17 protein-coding genes are annotated in these 23,328 nt (G+C 55.3%); 6 read left to right on the forward strand and 11 right to left on the reverse strand.

The features are described from left to right. Positions 1–159 precede the first annotated feature (159 nt). Both guaB and guaA read left to right on the forward strand, forming a co-directional pair. Positions 160–1,626 (forward strand): IMP dehydrogenase, encoded by a 1,467-nt coding sequence (guaB, locus tag IM267_RS12680; protein ID WP_039270203.1) that lies wholly within the window; start codon positions 160–162, stop codon positions 1,624–1,626. Positions 1,627–1,693: 67 nt separating this feature from the next. Then, positions 1,694–3,271 (forward strand): glutamine-hydrolyzing GMP synthase, encoded by a 1,578-nt coding sequence (guaA, locus tag IM267_RS12685; protein WP_063450503.1) that lies wholly within the window; start codon positions 1,694–1,696, stop codon positions 3,269–3,271. Between the two features lie 161 nt (positions 3,272–3,432). On the opposite strand, the gene IM267_RS12690 is transcribed toward guaA, so the two are convergent. Both IM267_RS12690 and IM267_RS12695 read right to left on the reverse strand, forming a co-directional pair. Next, positions 3,433–4,902: an AAA family ATPase gene (locus tag IM267_RS12690; protein WP_193033520.1), complete on the reverse strand. Its 1,470-nt coding sequence runs from the start codon at positions 4,900–4,902 to the stop codon at positions 3,433–3,435. Between the two features lie 372 nt (positions 4,903–5,274). Continuing rightward, positions 5,275–5,628, reverse strand: coding sequence for a helix-turn-helix domain-containing protein (locus tag IM267_RS12695; protein ID WP_006811509.1), 354 nt, complete (start codon positions 5,626–5,628; stop codon positions 5,275–5,277). A 335-nt stretch (positions 5,629–5,963) separates the two neighbouring features. On the opposite strand from IM267_RS12695, the gene IM267_RS12700 reads away from it, so the two are divergent. Together IM267_RS12700 and oqxB are read left to right on the forward strand one after the other, a co-directional pair. Then, positions 5,964–7,139: an efflux RND transporter periplasmic adaptor subunit gene (locus IM267_RS12700; RefSeq protein WP_193033521.1), complete on the forward strand. Its 1,176-nt coding sequence runs from the start codon at positions 5,964–5,966 to the stop codon at positions 7,137–7,139. 23 nt (positions 7,140–7,162) lie between these two features. Next, positions 7,163–10,315, forward strand: coding sequence for a multidrug efflux RND transporter permease subunit OqxB (oqxB, locus tag IM267_RS12705; RefSeq protein WP_193033522.1), 3,153 nt, complete (start codon positions 7,163–7,165; stop codon positions 10,313–10,315). 66 nt (positions 10,316–10,381) lie between these two features. Here the strand turns inward: oqxB and IM267_RS12710 are convergent, their stop codons facing one another. The 3 genes from IM267_RS12710 to IM267_RS12720 form a co-directional block, all read right to left on the reverse strand. Beyond that, positions 10,382–10,861 (reverse strand): Rrf2 family transcriptional regulator, encoded by a 480-nt coding sequence (locus IM267_RS12710; RefSeq protein ID WP_063868028.1) that lies wholly within the window; start codon positions 10,859–10,861, stop codon positions 10,382–10,384. Between the two features lie 153 nt (positions 10,862–11,014). Further along, a complete protein-coding gene (locus IM267_RS12715; RefSeq protein WP_193033523.1) occupies positions 11,015–12,403 on the reverse strand; it encodes a HAMP domain-containing sensor histidine kinase in 1,389 nt (462 codons plus the stop codon). After that, on the reverse strand, positions 12,403–13,080 hold the full coding sequence (locus tag IM267_RS12720) for a response regulator (protein ID WP_112791776.1): 678 nt from the start codon (positions 13,078–13,080) through the stop codon (positions 12,403–12,405). The genes IM267_RS12715 and IM267_RS12720 overlap by 1 nt, the downstream gene beginning before the upstream one ends. A gap of 203 nt (positions 13,081–13,283) precedes the next feature. Between IM267_RS12720 and IM267_RS12725 the strand changes: the two genes are divergently transcribed. Further along, the gene (locus IM267_RS12725) at positions 13,284–14,120 is read left to right on the forward strand and encodes a MipA/OmpV family protein (RefSeq protein WP_193033524.1); all 837 of its coding nucleotides are present in this window, start codon (positions 13,284–13,286) and stop codon (positions 14,118–14,120) included. 113 nt (positions 14,121–14,233) lie between these two features. Here the strand turns inward: IM267_RS12725 and IM267_RS12730 are convergent, their stop codons facing one another. Further along, on the reverse strand, positions 14,234–14,701 hold the full coding sequence (locus IM267_RS12730; RefSeq protein WP_193033525.1) for a DUF6130 family protein: 468 nt from the start codon (positions 14,699–14,701) through the stop codon (positions 14,234–14,236). Between the two features lie 156 nt (positions 14,702–14,857). Next, a complete protein-coding gene (locus IM267_RS21250) occupies positions 14,858–15,028 on the reverse strand; it encodes a YfgG family protein (RefSeq protein WP_064910267.1) in 171 nt (56 codons plus the stop codon). A gap of 367 nt (positions 15,029–15,395) precedes the next feature. On the opposite strand from IM267_RS21250, the gene IM267_RS12740 reads away from it, so the two are divergent. Then, entirely contained in the window at positions 15,396–17,636 is a 2,241-nt protein-coding gene (locus IM267_RS12740; protein WP_193033527.1) for an EAL domain-containing protein, read from the forward strand. 4 nt (positions 17,637–17,640) lie between these two features. On the opposite strand, the gene ppx is transcribed toward IM267_RS12740, so the two are convergent. The 4 genes from ppx to purM form a co-directional block, all read right to left on the reverse strand. Next, the gene (gene ppx, locus IM267_RS12745; RefSeq protein WP_063868035.1) at positions 17,641–19,179 is read right to left on the reverse strand and encodes an exopolyphosphatase; all 1,539 of its coding nucleotides are present in this window, start codon (positions 19,177–19,179) and stop codon (positions 17,641–17,643) included. Positions 19,180–19,182: 3 nt separating this feature from the next. Then, entirely contained in the window at positions 19,183–21,243 is a 2,061-nt protein-coding gene (gene ppk1 / locus IM267_RS12750) for a polyphosphate kinase 1 (protein WP_006811494.1), read from the reverse strand. A 228-nt stretch (positions 21,244–21,471) separates the two neighbouring features. Next, on the reverse strand, positions 21,472–22,113 hold the full coding sequence (purN, locus tag IM267_RS12755; protein WP_193033528.1) for a phosphoribosylglycinamide formyltransferase: 642 nt from the start codon (positions 22,111–22,113) through the stop codon (positions 21,472–21,474). Beyond that, the gene (gene purM, locus IM267_RS12760) at positions 22,110–23,147 is read right to left on the reverse strand and encodes a phosphoribosylformylglycinamidine cyclo-ligase (protein ID WP_063450491.1); all 1,038 of its coding nucleotides are present in this window, start codon (positions 23,145–23,147) and stop codon (positions 22,110–22,112) included. Before purM ends, purN begins: the two co-directional genes overlap by 4 nt. Between the last annotated feature and the right edge of the window lie 181 nt (positions 23,148–23,328).

Below are 23,328 nucleotides of genomic sequence, written 5' to 3' on the forward strand. Positions count from 1 at the left end.
GTGAGCGGGATCAAATTCTAAATCAGCAAGTTATTCAGTCGATAGTAACCTGCTGAGAGGGGAGCGCAAGCATTTTTTTTAAAAAAGTGTAGATGCAATCGGTTACGCTCTGTATAATGCCACGGCAATATTTAACCACCCAGGTCAGAGATATTGCCCATGCTACGTATCGCTAAAGAAGCACTGACGTTTGACGACGTCCTCCTCGTTCCCGCTCATTCCACCGTTCTGCCGAATACTGCCGACCTCAGCACGCAGTTGACGAAAACCATTCGTCTGAACATTCCTATGCTCTCCGCAGCAATGGACACCGTGACGGAAGCGCGTCTGGCTATCGCCCTGGCACAGGAAGGCGGCATTGGCTTTATCCACAAAAACATGTCTATCGAGCGCCAGGCGGAAGAAGTTCGCCGCGTGAAGAAACATGAATCCGGTATTGTGTCCGACCCTCAGACCGTTCTGCCAACCACCACCCTGCACGAAGTGAAAGCGCTGACCGAGCGTAACGGCTTCGCGGGCTACCCGGTTGTGACCGAAGATAACGAGCTGGTGGGCATCATCACCGGTCGTGACGTGCGTTTTGTCACTGACCTGAACCAGCCTGTCAGCGTATACATGACGCCTAAAGAGCGTCTGGTGACCGTGCGTGAAGGCGAAACCCGCGACGTCGTGCTGGCGAAAATGCACGAAAAACGCGTTGAGAAAGCGCTGGTTGTGGATGCGAGCTTCCATCTGCGCGGCATGATCACCGTTAAAGATTTCCAGAAAGCAGAACGTAAACCGAACGCCTGTAAAGACGAGCATGGCCGTCTGCGCGTCGGTGCAGCGGTTGGCGCGGGTGCAGGTAACGAAGAGCGCGTTGACGCTCTGGTTGCTGCGGGCGTTGACGTGCTGCTGATTGACTCCTCCCACGGCCACTCCGAAGGCGTTCTGCAACGTATCCGTGAAACCCGTGCTAAATACCCGGATCTCCAGATCATCGGCGGTAACGTGGCAACGGGCGCAGGCGCTCGCGCACTGGCGGAAGCGGGTTGCAGCGCGGTGAAAGTGGGTATCGGCCCTGGCTCCATCTGTACCACCCGTATCGTTACCGGCGTGGGCGTTCCGCAGATCACAGCGGTTTCTGACGCGGTTGAAGCGCTGGAAGGGACCGGTATCCCGGTTATCGCTGACGGCGGTATTCGCTTCTCTGGCGACATCGCCAAAGCAATCGCCGCAGGTGCAGCCGCCGTGATGGTGGGCTCTATGCTGGCCGGTACTGAAGAATCCCCGGGCGAAATCGAACTCTACCAGGGCCGTTCTTATAAATCCTATCGCGGTATGGGCTCCCTCGGTGCGATGTCCAAAGGTTCCTCCGACCGTTACTTCCAGACCGATAACGCCGCAGACAAACTGGTGCCGGAGGGTATCGAAGGTCGCGTGGCCTATAAAGGCCGCCTGAAAGAGATCATTCACCAGCAGATGGGCGGCCTGCGCTCCTGTATGGGTCTGACCGGCTGTGGTACCATCGACCTGCTGCGTACCAAAGCGGAATTCGTACGCATCAGCGGTGCGGGTATCCAGGAGAGCCACGTTCACGACGTGACGATCACCAAAGAGTCCCCGAACTACCGTCTGGGCTCCTGATAAATTTCCGCGCCCGGCTCAATGCCGGGCGCTTTGTTTTGTTTCACTTGCCTCGGAATTAGCGTCAATGACGGAAAACATTCATAAACATCGCATTCTCATCCTGGACTTCGGTTCTCAGTACACTCAGCTGGTGGCGCGCCGCGTGCGTGAGCTGGGCGTTTACTGTGAGCTGTGGGCGTGGGATGTCACGGAAGCACAGATTCGCGAGTTCAATCCAAGCGGCATCATCCTCTCCGGCGGTCCGGAAAGCACCACCGAAGAGAACAGCCCGCGCGCGCCACAATACGTGTTCGAAGCGGGCGTACCGGTATTCGGCGTCTGCTACGGCATGCAGACCATGGCGATGCAGCTGGGCGGCCACGTAGAAGGCTCTAACGAGCGTGAGTTCGGCTACGCGCAGGTTGAAGTCGTCACCGACAGCGCGCTGGTGCGCGGTATCGAAGACTCCCTGACCGCAGACGGCAAGCCGCTGCTGGACGTGTGGATGAGCCACGGCGACAAGGTTACCGCCATCCCATCCGACTTCGTGACCGTTGCCAGCACCGAAAGCTGCCCGTTCGCCATCATGGCGAACGAAGAAAAACGCTTCTACGGCGTGCAGTTCCACCCGGAAGTGACCCACACCCGTCAGGGTATGCGCATGCTGGAGCGCTTCGTGCGTGACATCTGCCAGTGTGAAGCCCTGTGGACCCCGGCAAAAATCATCGACGACGCCGTGGAGCGTATCCGCCAGCAGGTTGGCGATGACAAAGTGATCCTCGGCCTCTCCGGCGGCGTGGACTCCTCCGTCACCGCGATGCTGCTGCACCGCGCGATCGGTAAAAACCTGACCTGCGTCTTCGTGGACAACGGCCTGCTGCGCCTGAACGAAGCCCAGCAGGTAATGGACATGTTTGGCGACCACTTCGGTCTGAACATCGTTCACGTGGAAGGCGAGCAGCGCTTCCTCGACGCGCTGGCCGGCGAGAACGATCCCGAAGCGAAACGTAAAATCATTGGCCGCGTGTTCGTGGAAGTGTTCGACGAAGAAGCGCTGAAGCTGGAAGACGTGAAGTGGCTGGCGCAGGGCACTATCTACCCTGACGTGATCGAGTCTGCGGCCTCCGCAACCGGTAAAGCGCACGTCATCAAATCTCACCACAACGTGGGCGGCCTGCCGAAAGAGATGAAGATGGGCCTGGTTGAACCGCTGCGCGAGCTGTTCAAAGATGAAGTGCGTAAGATCGGCCTGGAGCTGGGTCTGCCGTACGACATGCTCTACCGTCACCCGTTCCCGGGCCCGGGCCTCGGCGTGCGCGTGCTGGGTGAAGTGAAGAAAGAGTACTGCGACCTGCTGCGCCGTGCGGACGCGATCTTCATCGAAGAGCTGCACAAGGCTGACCTGTACAACAAGGTCAGCCAGGCGTTCACCGTATTCCTGCCGGTTCGCTCCGTCGGCGTGATGGGCGATGGCCGTAAGTACGACTGGGTTGTCTCCCTGCGTGCGGTGGAAACCATCGACTTCATGACCGCGCACTGGGCGCATCTGCCGTATGACTTCTTAGGCCGCGTGTCTAACCGCATCATCAACGAAGTTAACGGCATTTCCCGCGTGGTGTATGACATCAGCGGTAAGCCACCGGCGACGATTGAGTGGGAGTGAAATCTATCTTTAATGTGTTGATTTAATTGCTAAATATTTTTATTGGTGATTATATATCCCACATTATTAATAGCGTTTCTCTTGGTGTATTGAGAGGCGGGTTATAAAAAATACTGATACCATGAGGACGGATCAATCGTGGTCATGGTATCAGGCTATTCTCATGGGTTTATTGCGACCCTGAAAATGACGTCGCTGACCATCTCTCCGTCAAGGAAATCGATCAACATATTCGAGTTTTCAAGGTCTTCTCTGGTCAATGCCCCGATTGCTTGTCCAACTACTACCTCCCAAGGTTTTTTGCACTCAACAATAGCACATACGAGTTGGCGGATTTTCTTGATCTTCTTGTGACGCAATCGGTCGTTCGATTCTATTAGTTCTGCAATTAACGCTATGTCGGAATGTGTTTGATTAAATTCAATCCATTTTTTGGCTGCGGCTACAAATTCCACCCATGTAACGTTCATTACTGCAAGGCATGAATCAGTCAAAAGAACATTTTCGATAGCGTAGCACCGTAATCGATAACGTTTAAGAGGTAGGCGATGTTCAAGTGACTCTTTGATTACCCCATCGCCGTCACGAAGGGAAAAGGCGATTGGATTGTCATAGAGTGTACTAAGGAGGTCTACGCAAAAATCCTCAAGTTGGCTCTGTTGATCTACGCTACCTGCAAGTACGGGAAAGATTTTTATTCGGCCCTGTGAGGTTCTGGCCGCTTGTTGCCACACTCTTTCGTCGTCCTCTCCTTCCAAAATCAATGCAGCGTCTTCGCTAAGAGAAAGCGATAGGGGGTGCCCAAAAAATGGAGCAATCTTTCGAAGTTCGTCGCTGGCCGGTTTCAGTGATATTTCATTTACTGCAAAACTTTTCGTGCCTATTGATACATATGGGGAGGCGGCAAGAGAACAGACGAGCGGGGAACTATGGGTGGATAAGCATATGGCAATACTGTTCGCGTGTGTTCTGAATTCATCGAGCATACTGATTATCAGCTTGCCCAGTCTAGCTTGGAGGTCGGGGTGCAGATGTACATCAGGCTCATCGAGGAGGAGTACGTTGAATTTCTCCGGATCTATTGTATCGAAGAAATAGATGATTTCCGCGGCTAATGCAACCGCTTCTGATTCACCGCTACTGATTTGGGCCGGATCAATAATCTCACCATCTACAAGTGATCGAAACTCATAATCGGCATTACCCATCTCGAGCGAAATGTTAGTAAGAAGCTGATTAATTTTACTTAATCGGTCTGTCTGAAAGTTTCGCGTTAGATCAGTTCGAATTTCCGGGGTATTGGCAAGTCGACGTAAGTAAAGAGTCTCAGCCTCGCGAAATAGCATAGCCGATGCAGCTTTGAAGTTGCTTGCCTGATTAACTGCCCGAGTGTGCCTTAGCCATTCGGGGTTGTCGCTCATATTTGTGAGGACGGAGCCATCTCGCTTGAACGACCCTGCTCGCTCTGGACTTACATACCGGACATAAAATTGCTGCTTGTTCTGGCTGATTGTTTGTTCAATATCGCGAAGAAAACGACTTTTTCCCGCGCCGTTTCGGCCCATAATTATGTTGATGTTGTTCAAGCCGTAAAGTCGGCCAATTTGGCTAGATAACTCGCTTACTTTCAAGATTGTAACTCCATTTTTCGTCGCCAAATACGATATCAAATACACTAACTGAATAGGTGCGTTGATGCCTCATTTTGTTCACATCTGTGTTGAAATTAGTGATGTGACCGAGCTAAGGACTCTAGTAGGAGTAGAGCGGCCATATTATTCGTCTGAACAGCCTGTAGACAGCTCTATTGTTGAGACATGACATTTTTCGCGGTAACTGAAAAGTTATTTGTTGCAAATTCTTGATTTATTTATGTTTTATTTTATTATTGATAATTGAGTGGGAATAAGCCAGTAACCCAACCTGTTTTCTCATAAACAGGCAGAAGCATTTAAAACCCTCTGTTTAAACAGAGGGTTTTTTTTGCCCGACCGTAACGTCAGCTACTGACTCATCTGCCGCGATCCACGGCAGCCGATACTGCGCCGCCATGCGCCTGGCGCCTGACCGTACTGACGTTTAAAGCTGCGGTTGAAGGACTGCTGGGAGTCAAAGCCGAGCGCGATCGCCACGTTCAGAATCGGTTCATCGCTTTGAGCCAGGCGCTCAACCGATTTTTGCAGCTTTTGCGCGCGAATATATTCGGCGAGAGGGGAGCCGGTATGTTCTTTGAAGATCCGCTGGAGATGCCATTTCGAATACCCGGCTCGCCTGGAGACGGTTTCAATGTCCAGACGGCTATCAAGGTTGTTGTCGATCCAGTCGAGTAAATCGTGAATGAATGCACCCGTGTTCATCTTGCTTCCCCCTACGCCACGCATCAAAAAGCATCTTTGTTTGTTGCATTTAAAGGTGGCCCGTTTTTGCATTAATTGCAAGTATTATTGTTACATTTAAATCCCTTCTAAAAACAGGTTATTCACCTTCACCGCAAATAGCACATAAAGTGCAACAATTATTCTTGCACTTAATTAAGCGCCTTCCTACAATCGCCGCGATAGTGTATTCGCAACTGTTACAGTTTTGTGGCGATGAACGACACAAATGGCCTTCAGCCAGCCCGGACAAAGGAAGTGGCGCGGCGCCTCCCGCTGCGTCTTGCCCGGCGGCTACAATAACCGGAATAAAAATAATGAGCCTGCAAAAAACCTGGGGTAACTTTCATCTGAGCGCGATGGGGGTGATATTACTCTCCGCGCTGCTGGTCGGGTGCGATGACAGCGTCGCGCAAAATGCTGCGCCGCAGGCGCCCGCCGTCAGCGCCGCTGACGTGGTTGTGAAATCCATTAGCCAGTGGGACAGCTTTAACGGTCGCATTGAGGCGGTGGAAAGCGTCCAGCTGCGCCCGCGCGTCTCCGGCTACATTGATAAAGTGAATTACACCGACGGCCAGGAGGTGAAAAAGGGCGAGGTGCTATTCACGATTGACGACCGAACCTATCGCGCCGCGCTGGAACAGGCGCAGGCGGCGCTGGCGAGAGCCAAAACGCAGGCCAGCCTGGCGCGAAGCGAGGCTAACCGGACCGATAAACTGGTCAACACTAACGTGGTTTCCCGTGAAGAGTGGGAGCAGCGTCGTTCGGCCGCCACCCAGGCGCAGGCCGACATTCGCGCAGCGCAGGCGGCGGTTGATGCCGCGCAGCTTAACCTGGACTTCACCAAAGTGACCGCGCCCATTGATGGCCGCGCCAGCCGTGCACTGATCACCAGCGGTAATCTGGTCACCGCCGGCGACAGCGCCAGCGTGCTCACCACCCTGGTCTCGCAGAAGACGGTTTACGTCTACTTCGACGTGGACGAGTCAACCTACCTTCACTATCAAAACCTTGCCCGCAGCGGGCAGGGGGCGTCCAGTCATCATACGGCGCTGCCGGTGGAGATCGGCCTGACCGGTGAGGAGGGTTATCCCCACCAGGGCAAAGTGGATTTTCTTGATAATCAGCTCACGCCGAGTACCGGAACGATCCGCATGCGCGCCCTGTTAGATAACGCGCAGCGTCAGTTCACGCCGGGTCTTTTTGCCCGCGTGCGCCTGCCGGGCAGCGCGGAATTTAAAGCCACGCTTGTTGACGATAAAGCGGTGCTGACCGATCAGGATCGTAAATATGTTTATGTCGTTGATAAAGACGGAAAAGCGCAGCGTCGCGATATCACGCCCGGGCGTCTGGCCGACGGTTTACGCATCGTACAGCAGGGGCTGAATCCTGGGGATAAAGTCATCGTCGATGGTTTACAAAAAGTGTTTATGCCGGGTATGCCGGTTAACGCGAAAACCGTTTCCATGACCGCCAGCACCGCCCTTAACTGATCCCTTACCTGAGAATCCAACCCATGGACTTTTCCCGTTTTTTCATCGACAGGCCGATTTTTGCCGCCGTACTGTCGATTCTGATTTTTATCACCGGATTAATCGCTATCCCGCTGCTGCCGGTGAGCGAATATCCTGACGTCGTCCCGCCAAGCGTGCAGGTACGCGCGGAGTATCCGGGCGCCAACCCAAAGGTGATTGCCGAGACCGTGGCAACGCCGCTGGAAGAGGCGATCAACGGCGTTGAAAACATGATGTACATGAAGTCCGTTGCGGGTTCCGACGGCGTGCTGGTGACCACCGTCACCTTCCGTCCAGGTACCGACCCGGATCAGGCGCAGGTTCAGGTGCAAAACCGGGTAGCGCAGGCTGAGGCGCGTCTGCCGGAAGATGTGCGGCGTTTGGGCATCACCACTCAGAAACAGTCCCCGACGCTGACGCTGGTAGTGCATTTGTTTTCGCCAGGCGGTAAGTACGATTCACTGTACATGCGTAACTACGCCACGCTGAAGGTGAAGGACGAGCTGGCGCGCCTGCCCGGCGTGGGGCAGATTCAGATTTTCGGCTCGGGCGAATACGCGATGCGCGTCTGGCTGGACCCAAACAAGGTGGCGGCGCGCGGGCTGACGGCCTCAGACGTGGTGACGGCGATGCAGGAGCAGAACGTGCAGGTGTCCGCCGGGCAGCTTGGTGCCGAGCCGCTGCCGAAAGAGAGCGATTTCCTGATCTCCATTAACGCTCAGGGCCGGCTGCATACCGAAGAAGAGTTTGGCAATATTGTCCTGAAAACAACGCAGGATGGGACGGTCGTCCGCCTGCGCGACGTGGCGCGCATCGAGATGGGTTCCGGCAGCTATGCGCTGCGTTCGCAGCTCAACAATAAAGACGCGGTCGGGATTGGTATCTTCCAGTCTCCCGGGGCAAACGCCATCGATCTGTCTAACGCGGTGCGTGCGAAAATGGACGAACTCTCCACCCGTTTTCCGGACGATATGAAATGGGCGGCGCCTTACGACCCGACCGTTTTCGTCCGCGATTCGATCCGCGCGGTGGTGCAGACGCTGCTGGAAGCGGTGGTGCTGGTCGTACTGGTAGTGATCCTGTTCCTGCAAACCTGGCGGGCGTCGATCATCCCGCTGATCGCGGTGCCGGTATCCGTCGTGGGCACGTTCAGTATTCTCTATCTGCTGGGCTTTTCGCTTAATACCCTGAGTTTATTCGGGCTGGTGCTGGCGATTGGTATCGTGGTGGACGATGCCATCGTGGTGGTGGAGAACGTCGAGCGAAATATTGAAGAGGGGCTCGCCCCGCTTGCGGCAGCGCATCAGGCGATGCGGGAAGTGTCCGGGCCGATTATCGCCATAGCGCTGGTGCTGTGCGCGGTGTTTGTGCCGATGGCATTCCTCTCTGGCGTTACCGGCCAGTTCTACAAGCAGTTTGCGGTAACGATAGCCATTTCAACGGTGATCTCCGCGATCAACTCGCTGACGCTCTCGCCAGCGCTGGCCGCGCTGCTGTTGAAACCGCACGGCGCGCCGAAAGATTCTCCGACCCGGCTTATCGATCGTCTGTTTGGCTGGATCTTCCGTCCGTTTAACCGCTTTTTCCACCGCAGCTCGACCGGCTATCAGGGGCTGGTGGGCAAAACGCTTGGCCGACGCGGGGCGGTGTTTGCGGTTTATCTGCTGCTGCTTTGTGCCGCGGGCGTGATGTTTAAAGCCGTACCCGGCGGGTTTATTCCGACGCAGGATAAGCTGTACCTGATCGGCGGCGTGAAAATGCCGGAAGGCTCGTCGCTGGCGCGTACCGATGCGGTGATCCGCAAAATGAGCGAAATCGGTATGAATACCGAAGGCGTGGATTATGCGGTCGCGTTTCCTGGCCTGAATGCGCTCCAGTTCACCAATACGCCGAACACCGGGACGGTATTTTTTGGCCTGAAGCCGTTCGACCAGCGTAAACACTCTGCGGCGGAAATTAACGCGGAGATCAACGCGAAAATCGCGCAAATCCAGCAGGGCTTCGGCTTCTCGATTCTGCCTCCGCCGATTCTGGGGCTGGGACAGGGATCGGGCTATTCCCTGTACATTCAGGATCGCGCAGGTCTGGGCTATGGCGCGCTGCAAAATGCGGTGAACACCATGTCCGGCGCAATTATGCAGACGCCGGGGATGCATTTCCCCATCTCAACCTATCAGGCTAACGTTCCGCAGCTGGACGTGCAGGTCGACCGGGATAAGGCGAAAGCGCAGGGCGTGTCGCTCACCGATCTGTTCGGTACGCTGCAAACCTATCTGGGCTCGTCATACGTAAACGACTTTAACCAGTTTGGCCGCACCTGGCGCGTGATGGCGCAGGCCGACGGGCAGTTCCGCGACAGCGTGGAAGATATTGCGAATTTACGTACCCGCAATAACCTCGGCGAAATGGTGCCGATCGGCAGCATGGTAAATATCAGCACTACTTACGGGCCGGACCCGGTGATCCGCTACAATGGTTACCCGGCGGCGGATCTGATTGGCGATGCCGATCCTCGCGTGCTCTCGTCCGCGCAGGCCATGACGCAGCTGGACACCATGTCTAAGCAGATCCTGCCGAACGGAATGAATATTGAATGGACGGATCTGAGCTTCCAGCAGGCAACTCAGGGCAACACGGCGCTGATCGTCTTCCCGGTCGCGGTACTGCTGGCGTTCCTGGTGCTGGCGGCGCTGTATGAGAGCTGGACGCTTCCGCTGGCGGTGATCCTCATCGTGCCGATGACCATGCTCTCCGCGCTGTTTGGCGTCTGGCTGACCGGTGGCGATAACAACGTCTTCGTGCAGGTGGGTCTGGTGGTGCTGATGGGGCTGGCCTGTAAGAATGCGATTCTTATCGTAGAGTTTGCCCGCGAGCTGGAAATGCAGGGCAAAGGCATTATGGAAGCCGCGCTGGAAGCGTGCCGCCTGCGTTTACGTCCGATTGTGATGACCTCAATCGCCTTTATTGCCGGGACGATCCCTCTCATCCTCGGCCACGGCGCGGGTGCCGAAGTGCGCGGCGTCACCGGGATCACCGTGTTCTCCGGTATGCTGGGCGTGACGCTGTTTGGTCTGTTCCTGACGCCGGTCTTTTACGTCACGCTGCGTAAGTTCGTGACGCGCGGCAAAGCGGAAAGAGAGGTGTTGCCTGCGTAGGACGTAGCAGACAATAAAAAACCGCCTTCACAGTGAAGGCGGTTTTTTTTCGCCGTCCGTAAAGGATTATGGCGCTTTTTTATGCTGCGTACAGATTTCCGGCACCGGATCGCACCCGCTGGTGTCGGCTTTTTTTACCTCTTCCAGCGCGCTGGCGACGGTATGGCGCGCTAAAACCTCCAGCGAAGCCTGCTCCGCTTCATCAGCAATGGATTTGAAATACCAGCAGGCGTTGGCGCTGACCACGCAGCGGGCCGGGACGTCAGGACGGGACGCCCACAGCTTTTTATCTTCCGTGACGGAGAGGTAAATATCACGCAGGGTAATCTCTTCCGCCGGGCGGCCAAGGTGAATAGAGCCGTTGCGGCCAAGCGTGGAGACGATAATGCCGTCGCGAGCGAGCGGAACCATTAACTTGCGGATAAAGCTCGGATTCGCCTCCAGGCCGTAGGCCAGGATTGCACTCGTCGAACGTTCACCCGATTGCTCCGCCATCGCTACGCTGAGAACCATCTGCAAAGCTGTCGGGAAGCGGTAATCTAGCATTTTTCTGTCCTGGGTCGCGGTGAATCTTGTTCTTTTTGGCACCGCAGAGGTGAATAATCAATAAGTAACAATATAACAAATACGGTAATCTTATTGAAGCAATCTGCGGCATCCGCAAAATTACGCAGCCGTTGGGGCGCGCCGCGTTTCCGTTCATGCGAACGCGGGGGTCGGGAAGTCAACGGTCACCATCAGGCCACCTTCTGCTGACGTGCTCAGGTTGACCCTGCCGTTGTGCTGCTGCGTAACGGCTTTGACGATGGCAAGCCCTAAGCCACTCCCGCTCTGGATCTGATTGGGATCGCGGAAAAACCTGTCGAACACCCGCTCCCGCAGTTCAACCGGAATGCCGGGCCCCGCATCCGAGACGCACAGCTGAGCGGATGTCTCTCTCGATTGCAGCTGCACCTCTATGCGTCCCCCCTCGGGGCTGTACTTCACGGCATTTTCGATCAAATTGTCGATCAGTGACACCAGCCGTTCCCGGATGCCTGCGACCCGGATTTCATCGTCGGCGAAAAACTCAAGCTCAATACTGCGCGCCGACGCCAGCGGCTCCAGGGCAGCCATGCGCTCCTGAATAAGCGTTGTCAGCGGCACAGGCTCCATAACCGTGTCGATGTGCGCTTCGCTGTGCTGCATCAGCAGAAGCTGATTGACGAGACGAGCAGCACGGCTATTGCTGCGAACAATGCCTGCAAGCAGCTCCTGCTGGCTTTCGCTGGTGACCCAGGACTGCAACGCCTCGACGTTGATCCGCATCGCGGCCAGAGGCGTTCGCAGCTCGTGTGCGGCATCGGCAATAAAAATTCTCTCCCTTTCGGCGCTTTCCCGCACCCTGGCGAGAAAGTCATTAATCGCGTCCACCGTCTGGCGAAGCTCCCTGTGCCTCGGGACGGACTTTAAAGGAGAGAGATCGTCCGGCGTACGTAATGAAATTTCATTCACCACCCTGTTCCAGGGGCGCATCGCGATGCGGATTGACAGCCACGCGGGAAACAGAAGAAAAGGGATGCATATCATCAGCGGCATGACGTAGTAGCCGCGCGAGTTCAGGTAGATAAAGAAATTCCAGCTCCCGGCCGGGGTGAAGAGGGTGACCTCCACGTCGGAGTGCGCGGATTTGAGCGTACGGCTCGTCCAGGCGTGGTCCTCAGTCTCGACACGCTGCATTTCCCCCAGGCGGCTATTTTTCACCTCCGTTGGCGCGCCAGGCGATGAATAAATAACCTCATTATGCTTGCGAACAATGAGGTTGATGGACAGCTCCGGATCTTCGCCGCCGCCATATCCCTCCCGCAGCGCTTTGCTGAACGCTGCCAGCACAACATCACGCGCCTGCGGGCGATCGTCCATGCTCTCGACAAGAGAAAAAACGGTTTCGTAAGTCTCACTGCCCGTGAGGATCGGCGGGCTGCGCAGGTCCTCCAGCAAAATGAAGGTTAAAAAAAGACACCACAGCAGCGTAAGCAGCAGCATCTGGGCGACCATCATACGCCTGACCAGCGTAGGGAGCCTGAGGTGATACCAAACTTTACGCATCAGCCTGCCGCCTTCTGAACCGGTACGGTATCAATGACGTACCCAACGCCGCGCACCGTTCGCACAAAGCCCTCGCCAATCTTTCGCCGGAGGTTACCCATATGCACGTCGAGCGCGTTGCTGAGGTTTTCTTTTGTGCCGAATATTCTTTCTTCCAGATACCGCCGCGTAAGCACGCGGTCGGCACGCAGCATTAAGGTTTCAAGCAGCGCATATTCACTGGCCGTCAGCTCAACGTGACGTGCGCTTACGGTCACGCGGCGCGTCGGCACATGAAGCGATAAACCGCGAATTTCTATTGCTTCATTTTCAAAGCCATAGCTACGCCGCGCAAGGGCCCGTACGCGCGCCAGCAGCTCGGCGAGAACAAAAGGTTTAACCAGATAGTCGTCTGCACCTGCATCCAGCCCGCACAGGCGGTCCTGTAGCGTGCCCCGCGCCGTCAGGATGATGACGGGGACGCCCTTAAGCTGTTGACGCAGGCGCGTCATCAGGCTCATGCCATCGCCATCGGGCAGCCCCAGGTCGAGCAAAATAAGTTCCGGCACGCAGAGCGCAAGCTGATGCAGCGCATCCTCTTTGCGGCGTACCCATATAACATCAAATCCCTGATCTGCAAGGGCGATACGTACGCCATTGCCGAGATCCAGGTCGTCTTCAATGAGGAGAATTTTCACATTGGTCACTGTATCAACAGAGAATGAAGAACAACTGAAGAAAAAACGGTAACAGGAATTATTCAGTGTTTACAGCACGTTCACGTGCTTCAGCATTTCTTCATTTACGGCTCATTAGAACCTCAGGGTAGGTATTCAGAATGTTCGTTCTGGCGTTTAACACCGCTTGTATCGTAATTATCTGAATCCAAAGGGCTTCTTTAATGAGAAACATCAAACTGCGTCATAATTTCCCCCGTTCACGCATCGGTCGCAGCATGAAAAGCATCCTGCCGGGGGCCGTCCTGGCGTTACTGGCCGCCCCGGCGCTGGCGGCTGATCAGCCTCAGGGCAATGTGTTAACCCTGGGGGGCGGCGTCGACGTTGCGCCACGCTATTCCGGTTCGGATAAGAGCCGCGTTACGGCGGCTCAGGTGGTTGATTACGCTATGGCGAATGGTTTCTTTGTCAGCACCATGCGGGGGATCGGCTACGGCAATAGCTTTGGCAACCTGAACTACAACGCTGCGCTGAGCTATCGCGCAGGACGTAAGGATCGCGATGTAAGCAGCGATTCGATCGCCTCCGGCAGCGACTACCTGCGAGGAATGGGTGACGTTAAAGGCTCAGCTATCGTTGTGCCCGGGCTGGAATACAAGGTGACCGACTGGCTTAACGTGCAGATGCAGGCTGAGGTTCCGGTTTCGGAGAGAGACAACGGGGAAGCTGTGCATTTCGGCATTGCCAGCCCGCTTTATACATCTCCCAAAAATACGGTAACGCTGGCGCTGACCGGCAGTTGGGGTTCCAGCAAGTACATGCAAACGTACTACGGCGTCAGCGCCGACCAGTCGGCCGCATCGCGATTTGCCCGACATGAAGCCGGTTCCGGAATATATGCGTATTCGCTGAACCTGGACTGGACTCATAAGCTCACCTCTCGCTGGAGTCTGCTTGCCGCAGCTGGCGTTACGCAGCTGACGGGTGATGCAGGCGATAGCCCAATTGTTCAGCGAAAAACGTCCCCTACGGGAAGCCTCAAGGTGGCATATAGATTCTGATGGTTAAGCGAGGGGGAGGGGGCATTTGTGACTAATTAATATGATTGCGCACATTGCCCCGTGCACCAGCAGCACCGCTGTTAATACAGACAATGCTTTCATAACAAGGCTCCTTAAAAGTGATGAACCGCGGCGTGTGGCGGCACGGTGAATTCAACGGTTTTATGGTCGATGGGTTTATGGGTCGGGTCGGCAACGATGATGGTTACCTTGTGTTTCCCGGCGGGCAGCCCGACCAGGATCACCGGCTCGCCGCTGGTATCAGCCCAGTGCCAGGGCGCGTCATCCACCACAACGTGAATATGGCCGATACGCGGAGTGACTTTCAGCGCATCGGGTCCAAATACAGGTTCAATGCGCAGGTTTTCGACCCGGTACTGAATAAAGACCGCACCTTTACTCAGCGGTCCCGCCAGCGGCGGATCGACGATCAGTTTTGCGGGCGGCTGGGGTTTTTCCAGCGGCGCTACGGCGGCCGGGCCATTAACCTCAGCGGCGCTCAGGCCATCCAACGGTGCGGCCAGTGCGCCAGCAAATGACGTCAACGCAAATACAGGAAGCAGGAAATATCGACGAATCATCTGTGTCTCTCCTCATCAGTTTATTATGGCGAGGGATACAGAAGACCATTTTTATGTATCGGGGATGTTTGCTTTTGCGGGCATTTTGTACCGGTTTGTCAGCCTGGCGCTCGGGATACAGTGCGATACAGTTTGTCTGCCGGGAACGAACAAGCGTTAGCGCTCGGGCGTATCCACCACAAGACCTGACTGCTGCGACTGAATTTTGTCCTGATGGTGATACCAGGCGCCGATGGAGGAATATACAAAGCGGCCAAAGAAAAACATGAAGCTGATGAGCAGTATGATGCGGGTCATCCGGGTGTTGAATCGATGTCGTTTTCGCATACGCGTAGCCTGACTCACTTTATTTTTCCTGAGTATACCCTTTTGGGCGATGAGGCTATTAAGGCACAGCCGCAAGTCAGGGTCAATTCGTCAGAATGTAAAATACCGTCAATGCTTACATTAATTTATGTTATTAAAAACAACGCATTTATTTATCGCCTTGATAATTACAGGAAAAATATTCAAAAAAAACGTAAGAAAGATTTATTCAGATAATTTAATTTGATTTAGGTCAACGGAATCCCGCCTCTGGTATTTAAAATCCTTCCTCCACTGCTTGCCAGGAATTTTCCAGGCAACTTATACGTCAGGTTGGATGCCTGTCTTCACTTACCCTCTGGAGCGCAAGGGTTGTAAACGAGCATCTATGAATATTCAGCACATCCTGAAGCAAAATAAAGACCGCTGGTGGGCACTTCCTCTTATTTTACCCGTGGTGTTACTCCCGGTGCTGAGCGTGGCAAATACCTTAACGCAGCTGGGCGAGGGTATCGTTGCACTCTATTATTTACCGCTCTCTTTTCTGCTGACGCTGATGCTGTTCTTCGGCATGGAGGCGCTCCCCGGCATCGTGGTGTCGCTGTTTTTACGCTATTACCCTTCCGTTGGGCTGTATGAAACCGTGGCCGGCATTCTGCATTTTATCGTTCCCCTGGTGCTCAGTTGGGGCGGTTATCGCGTGTTTGCGCCCCGACGCAATATGACCGCGTACGGCGACGTGCGCCTGATGGGGCAGCGTATTTTCTGGCAGGTTTTCTGCCCTGCAACGCTCTTTTTGATACTGTTTCAGTTTGCGGTGTATCTCGGCGTGTACGAAAGCCGCCAGAGCCTGGCAGGGTTAAATCCTTTCAACATCCGCACGCTCATTAACTATCAGGCGCTGCTGGTGAGCGGGCTGACGGGCGTGCCGCTCAGCTATTTGCTGATCCGTCTGATTCGCCATCCGCGCTACGTCAAAGGGCTGATATCCCAGATTCGCGCGCAAATAGACAAAAAGGTCACCGTCGTAGAGTTTGTGGCGTGGTTTTTAGCGCTGGGCGGGCTGCTGGGCATGCTGCTGCTGCCCATGAACATCAACAGCTCTATTTTCAGTACAAACTATACCTTGTCTCTGCTGATGCCTGTGATGCTCTGGGGCGCAATGCGCTTCGGTTACAAGCTGATGTCGATTATCTGGACGCCGGTCCTGCTGGTGTCGATTCACTATTATTATCACTATATTCCGCAGCATCAGGGCTATGACATTCAGCTGGCGATTACCTCCTCCAGCTATCTGGTCTTTTCATTTATCGTCATCTACATGTCGATGCTGGCGACACGCCAGCGCGCCATTAATATTCGTTCCCGCAGACAGGCGTTTCTCGATCCGGTTGTGCATATGCCGAATCTTCGGGCGCTGTCGCGCGAGCTGGCCAGTAACCCCTGGTCGGCGCTCTGCTTACTGCGCGTACCCGAGCTGGAAGTGCTGGGGCGTAATTACGGCGTACTGCTGCGCATCCAGTATAAACAGCAGCTGGCGCAATGGATAAATGGCACCCTTCAGCCAAATGAGCGCGTCTATCACCTCACCGGGTATGACATGGCGGTGCGTCTGGATGCGGAGTCGCATCAGCAGCGTATTGAGACGCTGGACGAGCATATCAAGCAGTTCGTTTTTATCTGGGATGGTATGCCGGTACAGCCTCAGGTCGGCGTGAGCTACTGCTATGTACGTTCACCCGTCAATCATCTCTATCTGGTGCTGGGGGAACTGGGCATCGTGGCCGACCTCTCCCTGTCCACCAACCACCCGGAAAATCTTCAGCAGCGCGGGGCCGTTCATTTGCAGCGTAGCCTGAAAGATAAGGTGGCGATGATGAGTCGTTTGCAGGCCGCGCTGGAGCAGGATGCCTTTACCCTGCTGGTTCAGCCGGTTCGCGGGCTGCGCGGCGATCGTTACCACGAGGTGCTGCTGCGGATGCGCGACGATAACGGTGCGCTGATCTTTCCCGAGCAGTTCCTGCCCATAGCACAGGAGTTTGGCTTATCGTCGCGTGTGGATTTATGGGTACTCGAGCGTACGTTGCGTTTCCTGGCGCAGCACCGTCAGCGTCTGCCGGGCCAGCGCTTTGCGATCAACCTTGCGCCGTCTACCGTCTACCGGGCTCAGTTCCCGCTCGAGGTGAGCCGCCTGCTAGCGAAATATGCCGTTGAAGCGTGGCAGCTGATTTTTGAGGTAACCGAAAGCAGCGCCTTTGGTCATGCGGATCGGGCGGAAACCAACCTCAGGAAATTACAAAAAATGGGGATACGGATCGCCATTGATGATTTTGGCACTGGCTACGCCAGCTACGCGCGGTTAAAAAGCGTGGACGCCGACATCCTCAAAATCGACGGCGGCTTTATTCGCAATATTGTCAGCAACAGTCTGGATTACCAGATTGTGGCCTCCATTTGCCATCTGGCCCGGATGAAGAAAATGCTGGTGGTGGCGGAATACGTGGAAACAGAAGAGATACGTAGCGCGGTCCACGCGCTAGGTATCGATTATGTGCAGGGCTATCTGATTGGGCTGCCGGTGGAGCTCGAAACATTGCTCGAAACGCAGCCTTCTGAGGAAAGCGCCTGAGCCGTTACGCGGCTGCCTCAGAACTCTCTTCTTCAATCTTTAACAGCCAGCCGGTGACCGCTTCCCAGTACTGCTGCTCTTTTTCCAGATCCAGCAGAACCAGCGCGTTCTGGCTGAACCAGTCGTGCGGGAAGCTCAGCGTCCAGTGATGGTCGTCCGTTTTCAGCTTCAGCGTCGGCGGCGTGGTGGTTGCCTGACGCTGGTTATTAAGCAGCACGCCAAGGCGCAACAGCTGAATCAGCGGCAGGAACTGCTTTTTCTTGAACAGCGTAAAGCGCGGCAGATCGTCGAGCTTAATGGCTTTGCGGTGATAGCGCACCAGCGTCGCCATCATGGTTTGCTGCTCCTGGTTGAAGCCAGGCAGATCGCTGTTTTGCAGAATATAGGCTGAATGACGATGCATCCCGCTGTGGTTGATGTTCAGCCCCACCTCGTGCAGCATCGCGGCCCATTTTAACAGCGCAGCGAGCTGCGGGTGCGCCAGCTTCGGATTCTGCTCCTCCCACTGCTCGTACATCTGAACCGTGGTTTCCAGAACCCGTTTCGCCTGCTCGCGGTCGATGTTGTACTGGTTCGCCAGGCTCTGGGCGGTGCGGCTGCGAATATCCTGATGACGGAAGCGGCCTTCCATCTCATACAGCACGCCTTCGCGCAGGGCGCCGTCAGAGAGGCGCAGCTCTTTGATCGCCAGCGCGTCAAACACGCCGCACAGGATCGCCAGCCCCGGGACGAACACCGCTTTACGTTCGTCGGACAGGCCCGGCAGACTCAGGGCGTCGAAGCTCTTATGCTTAAGCACCTCTTCGGTGAGTTTTACCAGGCGCTCAGGCGTAATAAACCCGTCTTTTTCACCCATCGCCAGCAGCACTTCGTGGGCGGCTTTAATCGAACCCGATGCCCCGAGCGCCACGTTCCAGCCCTGAATACGGTACTGCCAGGCCAGGTTTTCCAGTTTTTGCACGGCGGCCATGCGCGCGCGCTGGAAGTTTTCGCGGGTGATTACGCCGCCCGGGAAATACATCTGCGCGAAGCTGACGCAGCCCATACGGCGGCTTTCCACCAGGCGCGGCTCGAAGTCTTCGCCAATCACCAGTTCAGTTGAGCCGCCGCCGATATCAATCACCAGCTTGCGGCCTTTTTCCGGTTGGGTATGCTCCACGCCCATAAAAATCAGGCGTGCTTCTTCGTTACCGGAGATGATCTCAATCGGGTAGGGGATGACCTTTTCCGCGCGCTTCAGAAACTCCGGCGCGTTCAGCGCCTGGCGTAGCGTATGCGTCCCGACGATGCAGACGCTGGACGGCGAAAAGCCTTGCAGACGTTCTGCGAACAGCGACAGGCAGTTTAGCCCGCGCTCCATTGCCTCTTCGCTCAGCATGTTACGCGCATCAAGACCATCGGCCAGATGCACGCGCTGTTTCAGGCGACCGATGATCTGCATCGCGCCATCCACCTCGCGGGCGATGACCATATGGAAACTGTTTGAGCCAAGATCGACCGCAGCGAACTCCTGCGGGCGGGGGGTATTATCGTTTATTGGCATAGGTTAATCGGGTTGCTCAAGTGATTTGATGTAATCGTAAATCGCCAGCTGCGACCGGACTTTTCGGCGATTGCCGCGCGGTACATAGCGATTACTGAGTTCTTTGTCGATATAACGTGCTTTCACCGTATCGCTGAACAGGATCTCGATAATGTCCAGAATACGCTGCTTAAGGCGGGGATCCAGCAGCGGCGCCGCCACTTCAATACGGTAATCAATATTACGCGTCATCCAGTCGGCGGAAGAGAGATATACGCGCTTATCACCGGCATTATCGAAAATATAGACGCGATCGTGTTCAAGATAGCGATCCACAATGCTGATCACGCGGATGTTGTCGCTGATGCCTTCCAGTTCCGGGATGAGCGAGCACATGCCGCGAATGAGCAGATTAACCGGCACGCCGGAGCTGGAGGCCGCGTACAGGCGGTCTACCAGGCCTTTGTCTACCAGGTTGTTGAGCTTCAGCGTGATGCCGGACGACAACCCGTTCTGCGCGTTGGCAATCTCTTTGTCGATCATATCGTACAGCAGGCGGCGCGAGTTCTGCGGGGACACCAGCAGGTAGTCGAAGCTAACCGGGCGGTAAGGATTCTCAATGAAGTTGAACACCCGACGCACTTCGTTGGTAATGCGCGCATCGGCCGTCAGCAGCGAGTAGTCGGTGTAAATTCGCGCGGTTTTCTCGTTGAAGTTACCGGTGCCGATATGGGCATAACGCACCACGTCGTCGCCTTCTTTACGGGAAATCAGGAACAGCTTGGCGTGAATTTTCAGCCCCGGCGCGGAGAAGATGACGTGCACGCCCGCTTCCGTCAGTCGGCGCGCCCAGTGGATGTTGGCCTCTTCGTCGAAGCGTGCCTGTAGCTCAACCACCACGGTCACTTTCTTGCCGTTGTGCGCCGCGTGGATCATCGCGTCGATGATGCGGGAATCTTTCGCCACGCGATAGATGTTGATTTTAATCGCCAGCACGTTCGGATCGAACGAGGCCTGACGCAGCAGCTCCAGCACGTGTTCAAAGGTGTGATACGGATAGTAGAGCAGCACATCGCGCTCGCGGATGGCGTCGAACCCGTTACGGAACTTATCGAACCAGATATGGCGCAGGCGCGGCAGCGGCTTGTTCACCAGGTTGGCTTTGCCCACGTTCGGGAAGCCGATGAAATCTTTAAAGTTGTGGTAACGCCCGCCGGGGATAATGGAATCGTAGCGGGAGATGGTCAGCTTATCGCGCAGCATTTCCACCATCGCGTCCGGCATATCGCGCTGATAAACAAAACGCACCGGCTCTGCGGTCAGGCGCTGCTTGAGGCTGGAGGACATCAGCTCCATCAGGCTGGCCTCCATCTCGTGCACCAGATCGTACTCGGCGTCACGGGTCATCTTCATCGAGTAGGCGTTTAGCGCGTCGTAATCGAAGAAGCCTTTGAAGATATCGTCAAGGCAGTAACGCAGGATGTTATCCAGCAGAATCATTGGTTTACGTCGACGCGGCGTTTCCGGCGGCAGGTTCACAAAGCGCGGAACCTTATCGGACGGAATTTCCAGCAGCGCATAGTTGATGGTCTCACCGCGAATGATTTCCACTGCCAGATAGGTGTAATCATCTTTCAGGAACTGCACCAGATCGGTTTCACGGTTGATCAGAATCGGGGTGATGTGCTGGCGCAGATAATGTTTGAAATAGTGGCGAAGCCAGTTTTGCTGATTCGCGGAGAGCTGACGTTCATTGATCAGGAAGATTTGATTGCGTGCCATTTCCAGCAGCAGCTCGTTATAGAGGCCATCAAATTCCTGATCGGCTTTCATGACGCGAGACTGGATTTTTCCAAGCAGATGCCGCGAGTGGGAGTTTAAGCCCTGTTCTTCACTGATGATGATTCGGCGCTTCAGTTCGGCAAAGCGAACCTTATAGAACTCATCCAGATTGTTGGAATAGATGCCTAAAAAACGCATGCGCTCAATCAGCGGGTTGCTTTTATCGGCCGCTTCCTGAAGTACACGTTCGTTGAATGCTAACCAGCTTAGCTCTTTCTCAATGTATAACTTTTCCTGACCCATTACAGCTCACACTCCAGTTCAATCACAGGACGTGGTAAATCCGTCTCGTCCTTATTATGGCGAGCATTTCCACGATATGTCCAACAGTGCCAGAAAAGTATGACAGTTATTTTTTTTGTTGGGGATTTTAGAGGGTTGGGGGAGGGGTATCGGGTGGCGCTGCGCTTACCACGACCTACGGGACCGTAGGCCCGTGAAAGCGAAGCGCCGCCGGGCAATACAAACAGACTACTCTTCGGCCGCATAACCCTGCGGGGGCAACTTCACGCCGTCCAGCCAGGCTGCGCCGTTGCGCATCTCCAGGCGTCCATCGACAAACCAGCTTACCACCAGGGGATAAATGGCGTGCTCCTGCGTCTGTACGCGTTCGGTCACGTCGTCTTCATTGTCGCCGTCAAAGACCGGTACTTTCGCCTGCAAAATCACCGGACCGCCGTCCAGCTCGTCGGTGACGAAATGCACGGAGGTACCGTGCTCCTCATCGCCGTTCTCCAGCACCTGACGATGGGTGTGCAGGCCGGGATATTTTGGCAGCAGGGAAGGGTGAATATTGAGCAGCCGACCGGCATAGTGTTCAACAAAAGCCGGACTCAGGATGCGCATGTAGCCTGCCAGCACCACGACGTCGGGCACGTAGGCGTCAATTTCCTGCACCAGTTCGCGGTCAAACGCTTCACGGCCCGCGAACTGACTGGCTTCCAGCGCGTGCGCGGGGATATTGGCTTCCCGCGCGCGCTCAAGGCCGAATGCATCGGCCTTGTTGCTGAATACTGCCCGAATGGTGCCATTGATTTTCTTCTGTTTGCAGGCATCTATGATTGCCTGCAAATTGCTTCCGTTGCCGGAAATAAGCACCACGATGTTTTTCATTCAATGACCACACGCTGTTCGGAATCGGACGCTTTAATCGTACCGATTTTCCACGCGTTTTCACCTTTTTCTGTCAGCAGCTTAACCGCTTTATCCGCTTCGCTTGCCGGCAGGGCGATAACCATGCCCACGCCGCAGTTAAAGGTGCGGTACATTTCGTGCGAGCTCACGTTGCCGGCGGTTTGCAGCCAGTTGAAGACGGACGGCCACTGCCATGAGGAGGCGTCGATTACCGCCTGGGTATTGTCCGGCAGCACGCGCGGAATATTTTCCCAGAAGCCGCCGCCGGTCAGGTGAGCGATAGCGTGAACGTCGACGTTCTCAATCAGCGCCAGTACGTTTTTCACGTAGATGCGGGTCGGGGCCAGCAGGTGATCGGCCAGCGGTTTGCCGTCCAGCTCGGTGGTCAGCGGGTCGCAACCGCTCACTTCGAGGATTTTACGTACCAGAGAGTAGCCGTTAGAGTGCGGGCCGCTGGAGGCCAGCGCAACCAGCACATCGCCGTCAGCCACTTTGCTGCCGTCGATAATTTCTGATTTTTCTACCACGCCAACGCAGAAGCCTGCGACGTCATAATCTTCACCGTGATACATGCCGGGCATTTCAGCGGTTTCACCGCCGACCAGCGCACAGCCGGATTGCAGACAGCCTTCGGCGATGCCGTTAATGACGCTGGCTGCGGTGTCCACGTCCAGCTTGCCGGTCGCGTAGTAATCCAGGAAGAACAGCGGCTCAGCGCCCTGTACCACCAGGTCGTTGACGCACATCGCCACCAGATCGATACCGATCGTATCGTGACGCTTAAGATCCATCGCCAGGCGCAGTTTTGTCCCTACACCATCCGTACCCGAGACCAGCACAGGTTCACGATATTTTTGCGGCAGCGCGCACAGTGCGCCGAATCCACCCAGGCCACCCATCACTTCCGGGCGGCGGGTTTTTTTCACCACACCTTTGATTCGGTCAACCAGCGCATTACCTGCGTCAATATCAACACCGGCATCTTTGTAGCTGAGAGAAGTTTTGTTGGTCACGGCTCAAGTCCCCACGCGATTGCATAGCTAGTAAGAAAAATCGGCGCAATTCTAACAGTCCAGGCAAACGTTTGCGAGCCTATTCTCGGCGCGAAGATCTTTTTTTCTCAGTGGCCGGTAAAGGGCGACAAACTTGACTCTGTTCACGAAAATGAAACCGGTTTCTGCGATCTGCTTGCAA

The sequence above is a fragment of the Enterobacter cloacae complex sp. P15RS genome, assembly GCF_014895905.1.
GTDB classification, from domain to species: domain Bacteria; phylum Pseudomonadota; class Gammaproteobacteria; order Enterobacterales; family Enterobacteriaceae; genus Enterobacter; species Enterobacter quasihormaechei.